The organism is Levilactobacillus zymae DSM 19395, from assembly GCF_001434115.1.
GTDB classification, from domain to species: domain Bacteria; phylum Bacillota; class Bacilli; order Lactobacillales; family Lactobacillaceae; genus Levilactobacillus; species Levilactobacillus zymae.
Window position 1 is genome coordinate 1 of record NZ_AZDW01000022.1, and the last position, 18,295, is coordinate 18,295.

At 37.7% G+C, this 18,295-nt stretch carries 16 protein-coding genes and 1 pseudogene; 4 read left to right on the top strand and 13 right to left on the bottom strand.

The window, feature by feature from the left end; genetic code table 11:
• Nucleotides 1-48 precede the first annotated feature (48 nt).
• The gene (locus FD38_RS05120; RefSeq protein WP_057731951.1) at nt 49-942 is read right to left on the bottom strand and encodes a HAMP domain-containing histidine kinase; all 894 of its coding nucleotides are present in this window, start codon (nt 940-942) and stop codon (nt 49-51) included.
• A gap of 303 nt (nt 943-1,245) precedes the next feature.
• Here FD38_RS05120 and FD38_RS05125 point away from each other — a divergent pair, with 303 nt between their 5' ends.
• From FD38_RS05125 to FD38_RS05135, 3 genes are all read left to right on the top strand, one after another.
• Nucleotides 1,246-1,611, top strand: a complete 366-nt coding sequence (locus tag FD38_RS05125) for a hypothetical protein (protein ID WP_057731954.1) — start codon at nt 1,246-1,248, stop codon at nt 1,609-1,611.
• A gap of 259 nt (nt 1,612-1,870) precedes the next feature.
• Complete coding sequence (locus FD38_RS05130) at nt 1,871-2,878, top strand: GIY-YIG nuclease family protein (protein WP_083485276.1); 1,008 nt, start codon at nt 1,871-1,873, stop codon at nt 2,876-2,878.
• 29 nt (nt 2,879-2,907) lie between these two features.
• Nucleotides 2,908-3,282 (top strand): hypothetical protein, encoded by a 375-nt coding sequence (locus FD38_RS05135; RefSeq protein WP_057731957.1) that lies wholly within the window; start codon nt 2,908-2,910, stop codon nt 3,280-3,282.
• A 70-nt stretch (nt 3,283-3,352) separates the two neighbouring features.
• On the opposite strand, the gene rfbB is transcribed toward FD38_RS05135, so the two are convergent.
• Together rfbB and FD38_RS05145 are read right to left on the bottom strand one after the other, a co-directional pair.
• The gene (rfbB, locus tag FD38_RS05140) at nt 3,353-4,384 is read right to left on the bottom strand and encodes a dTDP-glucose 4,6-dehydratase (protein ID WP_057731959.1); all 1,032 of its coding nucleotides are present in this window, start codon (nt 4,382-4,384) and stop codon (nt 3,353-3,355) included.
• Nucleotides 4,385-4,449: 65 nt separating this feature from the next.
• Nucleotides 4,450-5,526 carry an LCP family glycopolymer transferase gene (locus FD38_RS05145; RefSeq protein ID WP_057731961.1) on the bottom strand — a complete coding sequence of 359 codons (1,077 nt, stop codon included), beginning with the start codon at nt 5,524-5,526 and terminating at the stop codon, nt 4,450-4,452.
• Between the two features lie 310 nt (nt 5,527-5,836).
• Between FD38_RS05145 and FD38_RS05150 the strand changes: the two are divergent.
• Nucleotides 5,837-6,550 (top strand): annotated as a pseudogene (locus tag FD38_RS05150) (IS30 family transposase).
• Between the two features lie 387 nt (nt 6,551-6,937).
• Here the strand turns inward: FD38_RS05150 and FD38_RS12760 are convergent.
• The 10 genes from FD38_RS12760 to FD38_RS05190 all read right to left on the bottom strand — a co-directional run bounded on the left by FD38_RS12760 (nt 6,938) and on the right by FD38_RS05190 (nt 17,938).
• Nucleotides 6,938-8,179: an O-antigen ligase family protein gene (locus tag FD38_RS12760; RefSeq protein ID WP_147007837.1), complete on the bottom strand. Its 1,242-nt coding sequence runs from the start codon at nt 8,177-8,179 to the stop codon at nt 6,938-6,940.
• Between the two features lie 167 nt (nt 8,180-8,346).
• Nucleotides 8,347-9,768: an oligosaccharide flippase family protein gene (locus tag FD38_RS05155; RefSeq protein WP_057731963.1), complete on the bottom strand. Its 1,422-nt coding sequence runs from the start codon at nt 9,766-9,768 to the stop codon at nt 8,347-8,349.
• Nucleotides 9,769-9,774: 6 nt separating this feature from the next.
• Complete coding sequence (gene glf, locus FD38_RS05160; protein WP_057731965.1) at nt 9,775-10,896, bottom strand: UDP-galactopyranose mutase; 1,122 nt, start codon at nt 10,894-10,896, stop codon at nt 9,775-9,777.
• Nucleotides 10,897-10,900: 4 nt separating this feature from the next.
• Nucleotides 10,901-11,797, bottom strand: coding sequence for a glycosyltransferase family 2 protein (locus FD38_RS05165; protein ID WP_057731967.1), 897 nt, complete (start codon nt 11,795-11,797; stop codon nt 10,901-10,903).
• 663 nt (nt 11,798-12,460) lie between these two features.
• On the bottom strand, nt 12,461-13,558 hold the full coding sequence (locus FD38_RS05170) for a glycosyltransferase (protein WP_057731969.1): 1,098 nt from the start codon (nt 13,556-13,558) through the stop codon (nt 12,461-12,463).
• An 18-nt stretch (nt 13,559-13,576) separates the two neighbouring features.
• Nucleotides 13,577-14,647: a glycosyltransferase gene (locus tag FD38_RS05175; protein ID WP_057731971.1), complete on the bottom strand. Its 1,071-nt coding sequence runs from the start codon at nt 14,645-14,647 to the stop codon at nt 13,577-13,579.
• A 255-nt stretch (nt 14,648-14,902) separates the two neighbouring features.
• Nucleotides 14,903-15,571, bottom strand: a complete 669-nt coding sequence (locus tag FD38_RS05180) for a sugar transferase (protein WP_057731973.1) — start codon at nt 15,569-15,571, stop codon at nt 14,903-14,905.
• An 18-nt stretch (nt 15,572-15,589) separates the two neighbouring features.
• Complete coding sequence (locus FD38_RS05185; RefSeq protein ID WP_057731975.1) at nt 15,590-16,369, bottom strand: tyrosine-protein phosphatase; 780 nt, start codon at nt 16,367-16,369, stop codon at nt 15,590-15,592.
• Nucleotides 16,366-17,121: a CpsD/CapB family tyrosine-protein kinase gene (locus FD38_RS12560; protein ID WP_083485279.1), complete on the bottom strand. Its 756-nt coding sequence runs from the start codon at nt 17,119-17,121 to the stop codon at nt 16,366-16,368. The genes FD38_RS05185 and FD38_RS12560 overlap by 4 nt, the downstream gene beginning before the upstream one ends.
• 10 nt (nt 17,122-17,131) lie before the next feature.
• Entirely contained in the window at nt 17,132-17,938 is an 807-nt protein-coding gene (locus FD38_RS05190) for a YveK family protein (protein ID WP_057731977.1), read from the bottom strand.
• Nucleotides 17,939-18,295 lie beyond the last annotated feature (357 nt).

Consider the following 18,295-nt stretch of genomic DNA (forward strand, 5'->3'; position numbering starts at 1 on the left):
ACTTGAATCATGTGTTTGATGGGGATTTTGGAGTTTCTGGTGAATAATTCAGGATCGGTTGTCTTTCTTAAGTTTAACATTAAGCATCGTCCCGTAGAAATGTTCTTTAAGACTATGGACAACCGGATTTACGTGTTGCGGATCAATTCGCAAATGAATATCGTTACAATAAACATCCAACGACCCCTTATTCAATTGGAGAAACTCTTTAATTAAAGCTAACCCCAAGCCACCACTCTCATCACCACGAGTGGTAAACCCATCAATAAATGCTTTGCGGATAGCCTCCTCACTAGAAATCTTTTGCCCAATTTTTTTATAATACTGCTGGACATTCTGAACGATACCCACGCCCAGGTCCACGACACACAGATCAATATCATGGGATTCACTTTGGCCGCTAGCGATACAGCCAATCGGACTCTTAGAATGTTCCAGTGCATTCGCAAAAAGTTCATACAAGCGGGCCGTAATATCTTGCCGTAAGGGTTCCGAAAAATGAATATTAGCCTTGGCTAACCATTCCTTCGTAATATAAGTTTGAATTTTATCATTCACGGAACGGTCTTCCGTACTCCCTATAAAATGATTGAACTTTATGTGATTTGAATCCACGCTCATCATAGAGTGGTATTTCTTAAAATTAGATCCTAAAAAGCCGTCTTGACTTAACGTTTCAAATACTTGGGCGTTTAGACTCCCAATCTCATAAAAGACATGGTATCCCTGTTGGGCGAAAACATAACTAATCGCTCCCAGATACGAAACACCATTTTGTTTGAGAACCTGGCATCTTTCAAAATTAAAACTCACATTAATATCTTTGCTTGGTTCGTCGATGTCCATACCCAAAATATCGTGGCACCGACCATTTAACTTTACCAGTACCTGATAACCCTCAATGCTATCGTCAATTGAAGGAATCTGAATCACCTTTTTCAATTTAATCCCCCACAATTGTCAGCCAATCGATACGCTTAGTATCAGTTTATCATACCCCACTAACTTTAGCCGTGTGGTTATTCTGCCAATACTGAACTAATCATTTATAACAGCAATCCTTCAAGTACTCTCATTATTAACCAGTTATCACCCCACACTCAGATTTTGTTTTTCCCTTTTCAATATTGTTCCGAATTTACTTGGAATTTTTTTCTATTCACTTGTAATTTACCTTGTTTTTCCAAACTCCTTTTGAGTATTCTAGCGGTGTTTCAAAATTCTAGAAAGGTAGGTTATGTCATTATGCATAATAAAGTTAAACAATGGATTCGCAAAAAAACACAGCAAGCCGCTCGCCACTATTCTGATGAGGAATTAAAGCTTCGCATTCAAGCTCTTAATTCTTCATCAGCTAGTTTACCAACCGTTGTATCAACCACTTCATTTCTCGCCCTGGTTACACTATTTGTCACCATTTCAACTTACACGCTAACGGCTATCTCCCAAGAACATGCAGCAGCGTCCGCTTTATACAACCAACAATCCATTTTAAACGACAGTATCTTCGCCATTTTACTAATCCTTATCTTCATTTCGTACAGCCAAAAGTATTACTACCACGTTAAGTCAGAAACTTTATTCGAGATTCTTCGCAAGCGTACCAAGTAACCATCTAAATTTAGAATTCTAATACCCTTAAAGTATAAATAACGAGTTAGCCCATTTTCAAATAAGCTAACTCGCTTTTTATTCGAATCAGCGCTTCACTTTCGTGATCACTGTTTACTCATAAACCAGCATTGTGCCGCCAGTCTCTGCATTTTAGTTTCCCATAAAATAGTTTTCCTTAACTATAATCTTTATATCACTTAATTTATAGTCAGTTCTAATTACCATCCCCACCTAAAAGCGGTAAGATGGATTTATAATGACTAATGAACTGGGAGGAATCACCATGGGGCTTTTCGGTAATCACACTGATACCGCCGAGCTACGCACCGCCAATCAGCAACTTCAACAACAAACACAGGCCTTACAACAACGATTAGATACCCTAAGTGAACACCTACAAAACGCCCAAGCACGGTATGATCAGGCTTCCGTGCGGATTCAAGACCTGTTGACCAAGATTCAACAGTTGAACGAGCAAAAACGGCAACTATCGACCTGGCACTTTTTCGAAAAGGACGAGGGCCATCACAACTACGTTTACCAATTGCGTCTTCGGGACGGTAAGTATTACGTTGGCTCAACTAGTCACTTAAGGAGCCGCATTCAGGCACACTTTCTCGGTGAAAACGAGGACGGTTTCAAATGTGCTTACTGGACGACCGACCATCACCCGTTAGAAGTCATCGGTTTAACGGAATTTACCGACATTACCCGACCCGATTTGGAAGCAGCAGAAACTCAGGCCACGTTAAAGCTGATGAAACGGTACGGTTACCAAGCCGTGCGGGGCGGCAAATTCACGGCGGTTCAAGAAGACCAACTCGTTAAAGTCCTAAATAACCCCGCTAACCAGCACAAATTTGGCTATCAGCCACAGGAAGTGGGTATCTCCGCGACTAAGCCGGTAATCGCCACACATTCACAACCCGATTATCTGTCAAAGTACCTACCCCAGCAACGACGAGCCGCCATCTTAGCCGCGCCGGCCAATGCCATTATCGCGATTACGGTATCCGACAGCAACGACTATCTGCTCTTTCACCGATTACGAAAAAGTCTTAACTTTGCGTTTAAGAAGTTATCAACGGGAAAGTTCACCGTGGCTGGGGATGACCAATCCTCTAAGCGATTCGCCAAAGTCCAAGAAGCCGTTATCTTGACGGACTGTACCAACAGTCAGGAAGCCAAGGCCTACTTGGATCAACGGCAAAAACAGTTGGCAACTAACCACCACACCGTGTTTCGGGAAGATTATACTAAGTGAACCAAATCTACATAAAAGGAAGTTTTACCATGTTCAAGAAACTCATGATTACCACGTTAACGTTACTCCTCAGCTTGGGTACCCTCGCAACGGTTCAACCTGCTTCAGCCAAAAGCGTCTACCGGTCGATTCCTAAGTCATACCGGGGGACTTGGGTTCTGCGCTCCCCTAAAATTAAGCGGGGGCAAAAGTTAGTAGTCCACGCCCGTTCCATTAAGGCCGCCGCGATTCACCTCAAGGGCAAGCGCCTGGGTATCCACGTCGGTAAGGGCTATGTCACCGTCTTTCAGGCACACAAGGGCGAACAGGTCGGGGAAAACTTCAACCTTAAGCGTAGCCACTACAAGCACCACAAGGCGTTGAAGATTACTTACGACACCCAGACGGAATACTACACGAAGTAGGTCTCTAAACCTAAGATTTCTCACACTAAAACCGCCAACCGGAAAAATCTGGTTGACGGTTTTAGTCGTCTTATTGTCCCTGCCGCCCATACTTCGCTTCCACCGCAGCCTTCTCAGGCTTCCACCAGTCTTCATGCTCACGGTACCAGTCAATGGTTTGCTGTAAGCCCTGCTCAAAATCGATGACTTCTGGCCGCCAACCCAACTCTTGGCGCAACTTGGTGGCGTCAATAGCGTAACGGCGGTCGTGTCCCGGTCGGTCGCGGACGTGATCATAGGCATCGACCGGTTGCCCCATCAGCTTTAAGATTAGTTCTAAGACCTCCTGATTACTCCGCTCACCGTTGGCCCCAATCAGATAGGTCTCGCCCAGCTTCCCGCGGGTCAGGATATCCCACACAGCCCGGGAATGGTCGGTCGTATGAATCCAGTCGCGGACATTCTGCCCACTTCCGTAGAGCTTCGGTCGAATGCCGCTCAAGATATTGGTAATCTGGCGTGGAATGAACTTCTCGATATGCTGGTAAGGCCCATAGTTGTTGGAACAGTTGGAAATCGTCGCCTTCAGACCAAACGAACGCACCCAGGCCCGCACCAACATGTCCGAACTGGCCTTGGTCGCCGAATAGGGACTGCTGGGCTGATACGGCGACGTGGGCGTAAATTTTTCACCCGCACCCGTCCCCTGTCCTGGTAAGTCAGCACGTAAGGGTAAATCACCGTAGACCTCATCCGTGGAGATGTGGTGGTAGCGCACCCCATACTGGTGACACGCCTGAATCAGGGTATAGGTGCCCACAATGTTGCTTTGAATAAACGGGGCCGGGTCCAGTAGTGAGTTATCGTTGTGACTCTCCGCGGCGTAGTGCACGACGGCATCGGCGGCCTGCACCAGCCGATTGACCAACGACGCATCGCAAACGTCGCCCACCACCAACGTCACCCGGTCGGCGGATAACCCCGTGAGGTTCGCCCGATTACCCGCGTAGGTGAGTTTATCCAGGACCGTCACGTGTCGAACCTCCGGATGGTACTCAACGACGTACCGGACAAAGTTGGAGCCGATGAAACCGGCAGCACCGGTAACTAATAAATTATTCATAGCAACCCTTCTCCCTAATCAAAAAGACCAATCCGCAATGAATTGGTCTCTTCAAATTAATGATTTTAATAGCCGTAATCGGTGGTTCCGGTGGCGTCAGTCGTCGCCGTGGTGGTTCCGGCCGTCGTAGCGTCCGAAGTCGTCGAAGTTGAGCTAGATGACTTCTTACTGCTGGTACTGCTAAACAGGGCAATGGAACCCGTGGTCTTATGTGGCAAGTCCAGCCCGTTACGGATAAAGTTCGTCACCCGTTGTAATTCTGGCTTCTTCATGACTTCCATGTCTTGGCCACTAAGTTCTTTTCCGTGACCTTGTAAGTGGGTTTGCTTAATATTACCAGTTGCCTTTCGGTAATCTTTAGCAATGGCTGTTAAATCATCAAAAGTTAAATCAGTTTGAGTTTGTTCTGCTAATGAATTAATGAAATCTTGGTTTAATAATGCGGAAACTGATCCAGTTTTACGTACTATTGCCATCAAAACATTACGTTGCCGAGTCTGTCGACCGTAATCTCCTTGTGGATCTTTATAGCGCATGTCAACATAAGCCAACGCCTTTTTCCCATTCATGTGGGTTTTAACGCCCTTCGTAAAAGTATATCCCAAATTACTAAAGCTTAGAGTTGGCGTTACATCAACACCGCCAACTTTATCAACTACCTTAATCAATCCCTTAAGATTAACTAAAGCGTAAAAGTCGATAGGAATATTCAACATTTGCTGAACCGTCTTAATTGACGTCTTAGTCTTTCCCCATGCATACGCTGCATTAATTTTTGACGGGGCCTCACTGGTATAACCAGGAATAGACACAGCCGTGTCCCGCGGAATACTTGTAATAGTCGTTTTATTAGTCTTGGGGTTAAGTGTAACAACCATCATACTATCAGTTCTTCCACGATCAGTACGATTAAATTCACCTGTATCAGTTCCTAACAAAAGAACGGAAACGGGCTTTTTATCTTTTAATTGTTGCGTAACATTTCTTTCTTTTTGAATTCCTGAGGCTTTAAAAGAACTATTTATAGACTCCTTCACACTACGATATCGTTGCATTCCATAAGCGGCCCCTCCAACCACTAACAACAAAATTATAGTTAAAAAAACATTTCTAACCGTATGTGTTTTTTTTCGATGTTGCATAAGTATCCCTCCGCTTACTAACTAAAAATAAGTAGCCCTAGGTTAACATATTGTTACCATACATTAGCCTTATTCACATCAACCATTTTACCGCAAAATACTGGCAATAGTCGGTTAAACTCTTTTTCTTTAAAATATCGATAACCATTCATACTCAAATGTGAATGCAGAAATACAAAACATATTATGTAAACGTCAATTCATCCATGTATAAGCAAAAGAACGTCTTCCTTGTATGATTGACGGATTTACAATTGAAGTGCAACAAGTGAGAAGAGAATAAAAGAACTCATAGCCTGAGTCCTGTAGAATGAAGTCACCACAACAAACATTTAAAGGAAATCTTACCTTAAAAGACCGAGAATGCATCTGTTGGGCGTCACTTTAAACGACACCTATCAAGGGTTCTAAAGCCACCGCATCACGCGAAATCAAGCGCAATGGCGGTCGTAAGGCCTATTCGGCCGTCAAGGCTCAAGAGAACTATCAAGGACGTCGGCTAAAAAGCCGACGTCCTAGGCTTCTAACTAACTTGAAGTTACAGGATTTTATCCTTCACTGTATTGTTCAACGTCAGTGGTCCCCGAAACAAATTTCAGGTCGTTTAGCCCTGGTAACCTTAGTGGACCGTAAATCTCGGTACTTATCATCTCAGCGGGTTCTCAAAGTAAATGCCAAGAACGTTACACAAACGATGATTGACCTACTGCATACCACGACGCCTAAACGAGTTCGGACGCTTACGCCGGACCGTGGAACTGAATTCTCAGGATACCGCGAAGTTAGTCAAGAGCTAAACATTCCGGTCTATTTTCCCAATCCCTATGCGCCCCAACAACGGGGATCCAATGAGAATACCAACGGCCTCATTCGAGAATATTTCCCCAAGGGAACCGACTTAGACCAACTGACTGATCAAGATATCGACAAGTTTGTCAGGGATTTGAATAACCGACCACGCAAGGTCTTAGGCTGGAAGAGTCCATTTAAAGTTCTCTTCGAGACAAAGTCGCGCTTGATCTGACAATTCGTCAATCTGATTCCACCAGTAAAATTGTCTGCTCTTCTAAGTTGTTTGACTTATCACTAAAACCTAAAATATCCTTTTGTTCTTTTGTTATTTACGGTGTAATAGCCTACACAATTTATTAAATGTGTTTATATTAAACGGCAAGCTATATATTTCTTCTTTATAATTTACAATTAGACTATTTGTATAATTATTAAACGTTGTAAATTAATATAATCTCACATATTTTTTCATTTTAGCGTGAAGCTTGAATTCCTTCAACTCTCTAATATAAATATTTACACCAATATAATCTCTATTTTCAACGACTATACTCTTTTAGTAGCCTCATAAGTAAAAACTAAACCCACAATTCAAGTTATTTTTCTATCCCTTCCGTAACTATTTTACATTGGTTTTTCGAGTCAGATAACCAGCCCAAAAATAGCATAGTAGCAGTAAATATATATATGTACCATCAACAATGGTAAATACAAATAAAACAAATGATATTAAAGACAGCCCCAATATCCTTTTAGAATAGACTAAACTTAATACTGTAGGAATAACATAAAACATTAAACCTAACACGCCCCCATATGCCAGCACTTCCATAGCACCACTGGAATACCCAGTTAATCCTATTAATCTACGAGAGTCCATATATTGTATAATAGTCGTGTAATTACCAAGTCCATTTCCCATCCAAGGATGATCCTTCCAAGCTAAAAAACCGGCCACTATATCATTGAACCGTATGCTTGATGATGAGTTCCAATTTGGATCTATTTTATCCGATAAAATTCTTATAACAGAAAATATTAACGCAGAAATACCAACCAGAAAAATTAATACCTTTAGCACAGCTGACTCCCTATCAACTACAACGAATTCGTAATAGGCAACTGCAAGAAATGCAATAATCACTCCTGTAGTTGATGTCGTAGTGAGTAATGCTATTCCAAGTGTCAGCGTAATCCAATTATAACCGCTTTTACTTACGAATAAATTTATTAAAAATGCTAAACTAAGTATGTACGAATACATTGGCGCTTCAACGAATATCCCAGTATTTCTAATTGTATCAATTCCCAAAAAATTAACTGATCCTTGAGCAATAAAATGAATGTGAAAGTATCCCGGTATTGAATGTTCCGTCCCCCAAGCAATGGTGCTTTCAGAATTCGTAGGTACTCCTAAAATAGATAATAACCAGAAGAATAACGAGAGAACTGCTAAACATAAAACAATATTTCTGAATACAACAAGTAGACGCCCGCCAGCACCAGACGTAAAGTAGTCATACATAACAATAGTTCCAGCAATCGGAATAAACAAATAGCTTACCATTGACTCCATAGAAAAAGCATATATTTGATAACTAATCGCTAAAAATGATATCACTAACAACAAAAACAATAATACAAACCATATCAATGGTTGTATATTTCTTTTTAATATTACAAATCGAAGTACTGCTCTCAAAAGAAATAATGCGGTCAACAATACCCACACTATTTTTATTTTACCTGAATTATTATTTTCACAAAACAACACACTATTACACTGTAATAGTGTTACAAACATATAGAAATATTCAAAAAAGACTAGCATATAGGAATATGTTGCTTTTTTTCTATTCATACTCTTTCACCACTCAATTTAGACCCAATCCTTAGGAAATTAATTTTAAAGTGCTTTCAATATATTCTTCACAGGATCTAATGTAGACTGTCCTGAAGTTATCTTTTTAGTAATTCAACGTTATCCACGATTACTTCATCATATAGTATGATTCCACCTTTCAAACTTCATTTACGATTTTTAATCATTTGTATAGTTTCACCAACCATTTTAACCCTAAATAACAACAATAAAAGAGTATAGATAGTAATTCCTAAAAGCACTTCTATTATAAGCATTAGCCATGTAGAACTTGTATTCCTATCAATTAGATTAGTAACTACAAACATTAAGAAACCAGCAGTTAAATATTTAAAAGTATCAGTAAATAATAGTTTATAATTTACTTGTTTTCTAATAGACAGTAATTGATATCCAGTTACTGCTATCTCGGATAATACTGTCGCAATAGCCGTTCCAACTGCCCCCAAAAACATAATTAAAGGTATATTTACTATTATATTAATAATGGCCCCTAATATAACTGACATCGTATAAAAATGAACTTGCTGTGTAGGTAACAAATACTGAGCGCCAATTACATTACTCCAAGCTATTAGCAGTATAACAATCGATTCAATAATCATTAATGGTGTGACGGCAGAAAAACGTGAGGTAAAAAACAGTGGAACAAATTTTGACGATACCGCCATCAATCCAAAAAACATTGGAACAGATACTGCAGTTACAAATGAAAAACTCTTATATAGATACAATCGTGTTTTTTTATGTTCACCATTTGCATAGGCATTAGCTACATGTGGTAACATAACTGTTCCTGTAGCTGTAACAATAGCTAGAATCATCTTGACTATCTTATCAGACTGTTCAAAATACCCCGCAGCCTGAACCGATACCATTATTCCAAGCATAGTTTTGTTAACGACGGAGTATATCTGGATTGCAATTTGAGGAACAAATAATACAATCGACGGCATAATATGATGGACAATATGCATATCATTAAAATTAGGATGACCCACATATTTTCGCAAACTGGGAAACAGTGTTAAATTTCCTAAAAGCAACGATAATGACAGTATCATAATGTAGGTTGTTAAGTCCTGATCTGTTTTTACCAATGAAAAGATCAAAATTAGCGTAATTATTTTCACCATAAAGTTTCTAACGACCGTAACAACAAAGTTCTCAACACCCATGAAAAACCACGATATATCAAGCGCAACCGCAATTAATGACACAGATTGTGCCCAATAATAGGCATGATAATGGTTTGTAGTAGATAAAAATAGTATAAAAGCCATATACGCAATAATTACCGCAATTATTCTCATAATAAATATTTCGTAAAATGTCTGTGTCATTTTATATTTATTATCCCGCACATAAGCAATTTGCCGATTACCATACAAGTTGACACCAATACCACCAAGTAAAATAAAATACTGAATAATCGAATTAGTATAAGAATTAATGCCTACGCCCTTAGGCCCCAATACCCGCGATAAATACGGTGTGGTTATTAACGGTACTAATAATATAAAAACTTGATAAGACGCATTGTACAGATAATTCTTAACAACTCTCATATTTCTTTATTCACCAAATTCCTGCTTAACTGCCTGTAACGCCGCCATAATAGTTTGATCCATATTATAGTACCGATATTGACCTAATCTTCCTCCAAATATTATCTCCGGATTTTTAGACTTTGCCATCTCGCTATATTTCGTGTATAATTCTTTGTTTCTCTTATTATTAATAGGATAATACGGCTCTGCGCCCTTACTCCATGTAGTAGGGTATTCATAAGTAATAACGGTTTTATCTTTATTTCCATTTCCAAATTCAAAATGTTTGTGCTCAATAATTCTAGTAAAAGGAGTCTCTTCATCGGTATAATTAACAACCGCATTTCCTTGAAAATTACTTGTTTCTTTAAGTTGTGTTTTGAATTTGAGACTTCTGTATTCTAAAGTGCCAAGTTCATAATTATAAAATTGATCAATCATACCCGTAAATATTATCTTCTCATATCCACCACTATACTCATTAATAGAATTAAAATAATCCGTTCCAGTATGAACATCTATTAGATCGCTAGCCAACATTTTTTCTATAATCTGAGTATAACCGCCTATTGGTATTCCCTGATAAGGATCATTGAAATAATTATTGTCGTAAGTGAAGCGAACCGGTAACCTTCTTATAATAAATGCTGGTAACTCTTTTGCTGAGATTCCCCACTGCTTTTCTGTATATCCCTTAACCAATTTTATATAAACGTCCGGTCCAACTAATGAAAGCGCCTGCTCTTCAAGATTTTGAGGTTTCCCATTTAATACAATGTTCTTTTTTTGTTGATCTATTTTACGTTTAGCTTCATCGGGTGTAATCACACCCCAAAGTTTATTAAACGTATTCATATTAAAAGGCAGGTTATAAATTTCGTTATGATAGTTAGCAATCGGACTATTTACATAGTTATTGAACGTTGCAAATCGATTAATATATTCCCATATATTTTTCATACTCGTATGAAAAATATGAGCACCATATTTATGAACCTGTATTCCTTCAATTTCCTCTGTGTAGATATTTCCTCCAATATGATCTCTTTTTTCTAAGACAACAACATGGTGTCCCCTCCTTGCCGCCTCAAACGCAAATACTGATCCAAATAGTCCCGCTCCAATTACTAAGTACTCTTTTTTCATATAATTATTCTCCTTTAAAATACTCTATCTTAGGACTAAATTTTATTCCATCCATAGTTCCTTTTACCAAAACTTTCAGTTTCAATAATTTATATTTACCTGGATAGAAGATGATTCTAAAGAACCAGACTATTCTTCCAACAAGTGTTTTTAGCAATCTTCGATATCCCAATTCACGGCTCAAATAAACACGATTTCTAAAATCATAATAGTACCTACTTATCCGTCCAACATTATTATTTTCATGTACAATATTTGTAGAATTATTAGCTGCCATTTTATGTATGATTTTAGCATCTAACACTTGAACACCTAAATATCCATTGCTAATCAGTCGTCTAGTATACTCAACATCATCTCCCCATATAAAGAAATCGCGAATAGGTAGTCCAACAGTCAATACTGCATTTCTGTAAATTAAAATGGCAACAAACGAAGCTTCATCAACATATCTGACACTTTTTTTATCAGCTTTTTTACTTGATATAAGGGGTTTGTTCATAACCGCCAGAGAGCCATCAGTCCAATAAGTTTGGCCCACAGCAAAACCTCTGTTTTTTTCTGGTACAGCACTTAATCCCACTTCTAATTTTGTTAAAGCATTCATATTCGGAACTGTATCATCATCCATTAACCAAACATAATTACTATTACTATTCTCTAGAAACATCTTAAGGCCGGTATTAAATCCACCGGCCCCACCAATATTTTTTCTCAAATTCTTTACAATTACTTTTTCATTTTTAGCTTCTATTTGCATCAAATAGTCAAGCGTTCCATCAGTACTAGCATTGTTTACAATAAATATATGTTTTAAATTCATCGATAACAAGTTACTTAAACACTCTTTCAACTTATTAATACGATTGTAAGTAACAACTATAGCATCAGTGTTTACCAAAAGGATTCTCCTAACCAAATATTTTTAAAAAGCGGATGTGTACGAATGCGTTTGCCCCGTATTTAAAATCACTATACTTACAAATCAATACGCGGTAAAAATAGAGACTATTAAACCCGATAGTAAAATTCGCACATGGAGTATTTTACTGGGATTACGAGCCAACTTTGATATTAATAGATATACTACAAATACAAAACTATATAATTCAATTGACGAACTGTTAAATCAAGTTCAACTTTCGTTCTTTAATGGTGCCTTTGACCTTTCGGCTTTTACCACGGTGACGTAGCTTACAGGCTAAACAATCTGAAACCTAAAAAGTCGTTTGTTTAGCTGACGTCCCTGATAGTTTAGGCCCTGACAGTAAGCTTTACGACCGCCATTGTGCTTAATTTCGCACGATATGATGGCTTTAAGTTCGTTTAAAGCGACGCCTAACAGCAGACATTCTCGGTCTTTTAAGATAGATGGTTGTACGGACTCATAACCTAAAATCTCCTTTAGATGTTTATTGTGGTGACTTTATTCTACCGGACTCAGGCTATGGGTCATTTTTTATTTTCTTCTCACTTGTTGAACTTCAATTGTAAATTCTTCGCACAAAAAACAAGGTATGGTACTAACGCGTATATAAAAATCATTAAATATAGTTCATATGAACTATATTTCCTCTACTGCTTGTTTATAAAAACCATTTAAATTCTCCACTTCTTTTTCTATTGAAAAGCCTTTTTGAACTAAAATATCTTTAATTGTGCTAAAATCGATTTTTCTTTCGTGTACCAGTCGATCTAGATTTTTTTCCCATTTTAGATTACTTAAATTCAAACTCAATAGTTTAGTAGTGGATAGTATTTTAGCATCTGAATCAATTGTATTGGATATTAGCATTGGTATTCCTGAACATTGCGCTTCAATAGCCACAATAGGTAACCCTTCATACAAAGAAGGCAATAGAAACACATCCATGACCGAATAATACTTTGACACATTATCAACATTCCCAGTAAACAAAACTCGATTTTTGATGCCCAGATTGTCCGCTTTTATTTCCATTTCCTTTTTTAGATCTCCATCACCAACTAGCAAAAGATATGCCTTACGATTTAAATTCCAATAATAATCGAAAAAAATATCTAATAATCTACCATGGTTTTTTTGATCAACAAAACGACCAATATGACCAATCACTACTGCATCACTTGGTATGTGTAGCTCGCGTCTTTCATCCTGATTTTTCTTTCTAATATTAATAAAATTATCAATATTAATCGCATTCCTTATAACCTTAAACTTACTTTTACCATATAGAAAATGTCCAGCATCTTCCCCGCAAGCAAGTAGTTTTGTAGCAAATATTATATTCAACCTCTTAAAAATCCAATCCACAAATCTAGGATTGCTACTTGACGAAATATGTGAATGCGATATTCGAACCTTAACATGGCATATCCACGCTATAAATAATGGAAAAAAATTCAACAAACTCATATGACAATGCACAATATCCGGTTGTTCACTCTTTATTATTCTATAACTCTGCCATAAATTTTTTAGTGGATGATGCCGTTTATCCGAAATCCGCACGCATTTATCCCCAGCTCTCTCAAGCTTATTCAGACAAATTTTATCAGGGTCATGTTGAAATACTACGATTTGCGTAAAATCAGTATTTTTATTTAAAATGCCCGTGTAGTTAATTAACATTTGTTCTACCCCACCTGATCCTATACCAGATATAAAATGTATAATCTTCATAAGCATCTCCTATAAAATTCAGATATTACTTAAATACACTTTCTGAATACCATTTATCATTTTTTCAATTGAATACTCTGAACTATATAGTTCGAGACTTGCTGCAGAATACGATTCTTCATTTTCTAAAATATCAGCTGCTCTTTTTTTAATCTGATAAGGTTTATCAGAATCACTCAGTAAATATCCGTTATTTTTAACTAAGGATTTATGTCCAATAATATCCGTTAATAATAGCGGAAGCCCATACGATAATGCCTCTAAAACAGAGAACGGAAGTCCTTCATACCGTGACGTGGACAGATATACATCCGCCTTTTTCAAATAACTAGCTACGTTATTTGAATATCCAACAAATTTTATTTTACTATCCAAATCTAATTTCTTTACCTTTGCCCTACATGATTCAAGTAATGGTCCATCCCCAACCCATACAAATTTACAATCTAATTCATTCAATATGATTTGAGCCAAATCGATGAACTTAGAGGGGTTTTTCTGATCAGCACATCGAGCAACATTTATAAAGGTTGTCTCTTTATGACTTTGATTCACCAATTCTTGTTTCGGAACGCCATTGTTTACAACCACACTTTTTTTTCCTGCAACTAAGTTACTTCTTAGTGCATACCCTTCTTCTTCCTTTGATACGTGAATAACGCAAGAAAAAAAGTGGTTCATGAACCTTTCTATAAGCCTCAAAATTCCATTTTTCAAAACTCCTCGGTCCATTTCAGAGTAATAAGCATGTGGAGTAAATATAACCGGAATCTTGCTAAAAAAAATCATTTTATAAAGTACCATTGCAATACCTGCAATGGTACTATGAGCGTGAACAATCTGTACTTGATTTTTCTTAACAACCTTATTAATGCTCATTAAGGACTCTAAAAATTTTATTGGATTTTTTATTTCAGACAACTTGTCTTCAATTATATAATCTGATGGGATTCCATTTTCCCTTTTAGAGCTTACCATTACAACAAAGTCGAACTTTTTCTTATCTAAATAAGTATTTAAAAAATCTAATTGCGTTTTTACTCCTCCGCCATAAGATTCACAAAGTTCTAGCACACGTATCTTAGACAAAATATCCTCCTAACAATGCTTTTAAATATGTACTCTCCTATCAAAAAGTTTAGAATTCGTTATTAGGTAAAATTAATTAGACCCATCTTCACAAAAAATCGTACTCAAAAATAACTTGTTTCAAGTTTCCTTTCCCATGCAAATACATAAAGTAACGCCGATATTGAACCACTCCACTGAAAATTAGAAAATATATTGCATTATCTACTGACATTGAAAACCCATTATAAGCTACCGCTCAAACTTTTATGCTAATTAATAAGCACCTTTTCCATTAAATATTTTTACAATATTCATCCACATAATCTTTAAATCTACACTTAAGCTCGCTTCGTCTATATAATGCATCTCAATATTTGCTCTCTCCGGGTACCCAACATTACTTCTACCACTTGCTTGCCAAAGTCCCATTGCTCCCGGCTTAACTGATAATAACTTTTCAACATTATATTCGGTAAGTTCTTCCTCGACTACCGGTCTAGGACCTATTAGTGCCATATCTCCTTTAAGGATATTAAGGAATTGAGGAATTTCATCTATTGAAGTTTTCCGTAAAAAAGACCCTAATTTAGTGATTCGAGGATCATCTTCTGGCTTTAACTTAAAATTATTTTCTACATATTTACGATATAAAACTGGGTTATTATGCAACTTTTCATCTGCATTCACCACCATGGATCTAAACTTAAACATTTTAAAACGCTGTCCATTTAGTCCCATTCTAACTTGTCGATAAAATAACGGCCCACGATTACTAAGACTAAATATGTCTAATAACCAGACGACCAAAAAAATAGGAGACAGCATTACCAATGCCAGCAAAGAAATTGTAATATCAATCAGTCTCTTAGTAAAAAGGTATCCTTTAGAATAACTCTTTACATGTACTTTATATTTACTTGATACTTTTGAATCTACTTCCATATATGACACACTCCCAGCTTAAAATAGCCAGAATCTTTTTTTCTTTAACGATGAGATTCTTGTCACCGTTCCCCGAACCACTTCATCCCCATTAATAATTGCTTTAGCATTCGCATTGAATTGAATAGCTAACTCTTTTCCTTTTTTTCTTTCTAGTTTTTCAAACGCTTCATGCATTACGAAACGTCGTCCTTTAAAATTATGCGCATCAGACGAAAACGCGAACCCCAAATTTGCATCAATGATCTGTGATGTCAATTTCTCAACATCTTTATCGAAAATTCCCAAATAGCTACTACTAGTGAGCTGTGTGAGACACCCCATCTCGACAAAGTCATATAACTTATCAGGATGCTTCTGAAAACCATGATTTCTTTCTGGATGGGCAATTACTGGCGTAATACCTCTCGCCAGTAGTTCAAACACCATATCCTTGGTATACTCGGGAATACCACTATGCGGTAGTTCCAATAATAGATAATGGCCGCCCTCATCCATATATAAAATATCGTCATTGTCAATGGCTTCAAGTAACTCCCCAGTTAAATGAACCTCTTGACCCGGAAACACAGTTAACGGAATTTCGGCATCATCAATGGCCTGTTGGAATTTCTCCACACGAACTAAAACATCCTGCTTATGATTGGTGTAATCCCCATCCATATGGTGCGGCGTTAATAAAATATGACTAATTCCTTGACCAACTGCTGCCCGAGCCATATCCAGAGCCATCGGCAAATCCTTAGCTCCATCATCCACTCCAGGCAACATATGACAGTGTAAGTCAATTAAATTCATTTCTTATCATCCGTTCCATAATAACCACCATAATTACCGCCATAGTAACCACCGTAATAACCACCGGATTTTTCAGCAGTTACACGATTCATCACAGCACCTAAAATATTGGCATGTACCGTTTCAAGAGCCTGCTTAGCGTGTCGTACACCAACCTTTTCAGCAATACCTTGTGGAACCACCAAAATTGTTCCGTCTACACGAGCCCCTAATAACTGCGCATCAGTAACAGTGTTAACTGGTGGCGCGTCTAAAATAAGTAAATCCGATTGATTAACCAACTCTTTCAGTAGTACTGCAGTCCGAGAGCTATTTAATAGTTCTGAGGGATTAGGTGGAATAGGACCACTTGTAATCACAGACAAGTTAGCAATCATCGTCGGCTGAATAACTTCTGCTAACTCTGCGTTCCCAGATAAATAATTAGATAAGCCTACTCGATTACTAACATTAAACGTACGATGTATAGTTGGACGACGTAAATCAGCATCCACAAGTATAACTTGAGATCCTTGATCGGCCCAGGTTACAGCAACATTATTGCTAACAGTAGACTTCCCTTCTGAAGGAGCAGATGAGGTAAACATAATCGAATGTAATTTATTATTCACTGAAGAAAATTGAATATTTGTACGCAGTGTCTTAAACTGCTCAGAAATCATCCCAGTAGGATCAGAATAAGTAACTAAACCAACTCCATACTTCAAACTGCTATCGTCTAACTTCTTTTGTTTTCGTTTAAATAATGCCATTATTCATCACCTAAATTCTTTTGTGTCGACGTGGTTCAACATCACCAATGCCATCTGTAATTAAAACATCACCATTATTTGTGTTTGGACGTATAACATGTCGACTCATACGTTTCTTAATTTCACTCTCGTCAATTTCATTAATTACGCCTAAACTGGTTAAGCCTAAATCTTCAGTTAAAAAGCTTTCAGTAGTTACTGTCTTATCACTTAATTCACGAACAAAAGCAAAACTAATACCTAAAACCACTCCCAAAAGTAGACCTAGCACCATGTTCAGAGCTTTTCGTGGACTAACTGCATTGTAATTAGGCATTGCTTTTGAGACAATGGATACATTATGGACGCTCATCATCTTTACAACCTGTTTTTTAAAAACCTTTGCCGTAGTATTAGCAATTACCGCAGATGTTCGTGCATTACTCGTCTTTACCGTAACTGAGAAAACCTGTGAATTTTGTTGGCTACTAATAGAAATATTATTTTTCAATCCATTAATTGAACCAGGATACCCTGGATAGATATTCACAGTCTTACTAACTTTCTGAAGCACCGTTGGACTAGTAATGATATCCTTGTATGTACTAATCATTTGGACATCAGCCTGAGTTTGTTGCAAGGCAGCCCCTTGCATATCTGCAGATAACTTTCTATTTACCAACAGTTCTGTAGTAGCTGTATACTTCGGCGTCATCACAAAAAAAGTCACAAATGCTGCAGCCAGAGTGACCAACAAAGTCGTTATAACAATAGTGCGCATGCGCTTACGCAAGATTCCAAAGATCTGCGTGATGCTAATGGTTTGTTCTGAATCCATTGTTTCCTCCACATCCAACGATTATTCTTTACAATTCATCATCAAAATCGTTAAATTTTTCTAATGACACTTTAGGTAAGCATAGCACTATTAATCGCCGCCCACAATCCGTTTTTGGGCGGTGCAGTTAACAGTTTTCGCATTTAATCACCGTTACTTAAATTTAACGAAAGCACGTGCTAGTTACCTTTTCTTGTCATCTTAGTTCCCAACTTGGCGGCCTAATCCGGGTTATTTTACAATTATATTTCAAATTGTGCGGGATTAAAATTGCCCCGCTCACCCGTCATAGTCCTCAAGTATTGTAATTGACCCCATTATATTTATCAAGAGCCAATCGCTAGATTCAGGCCTGGC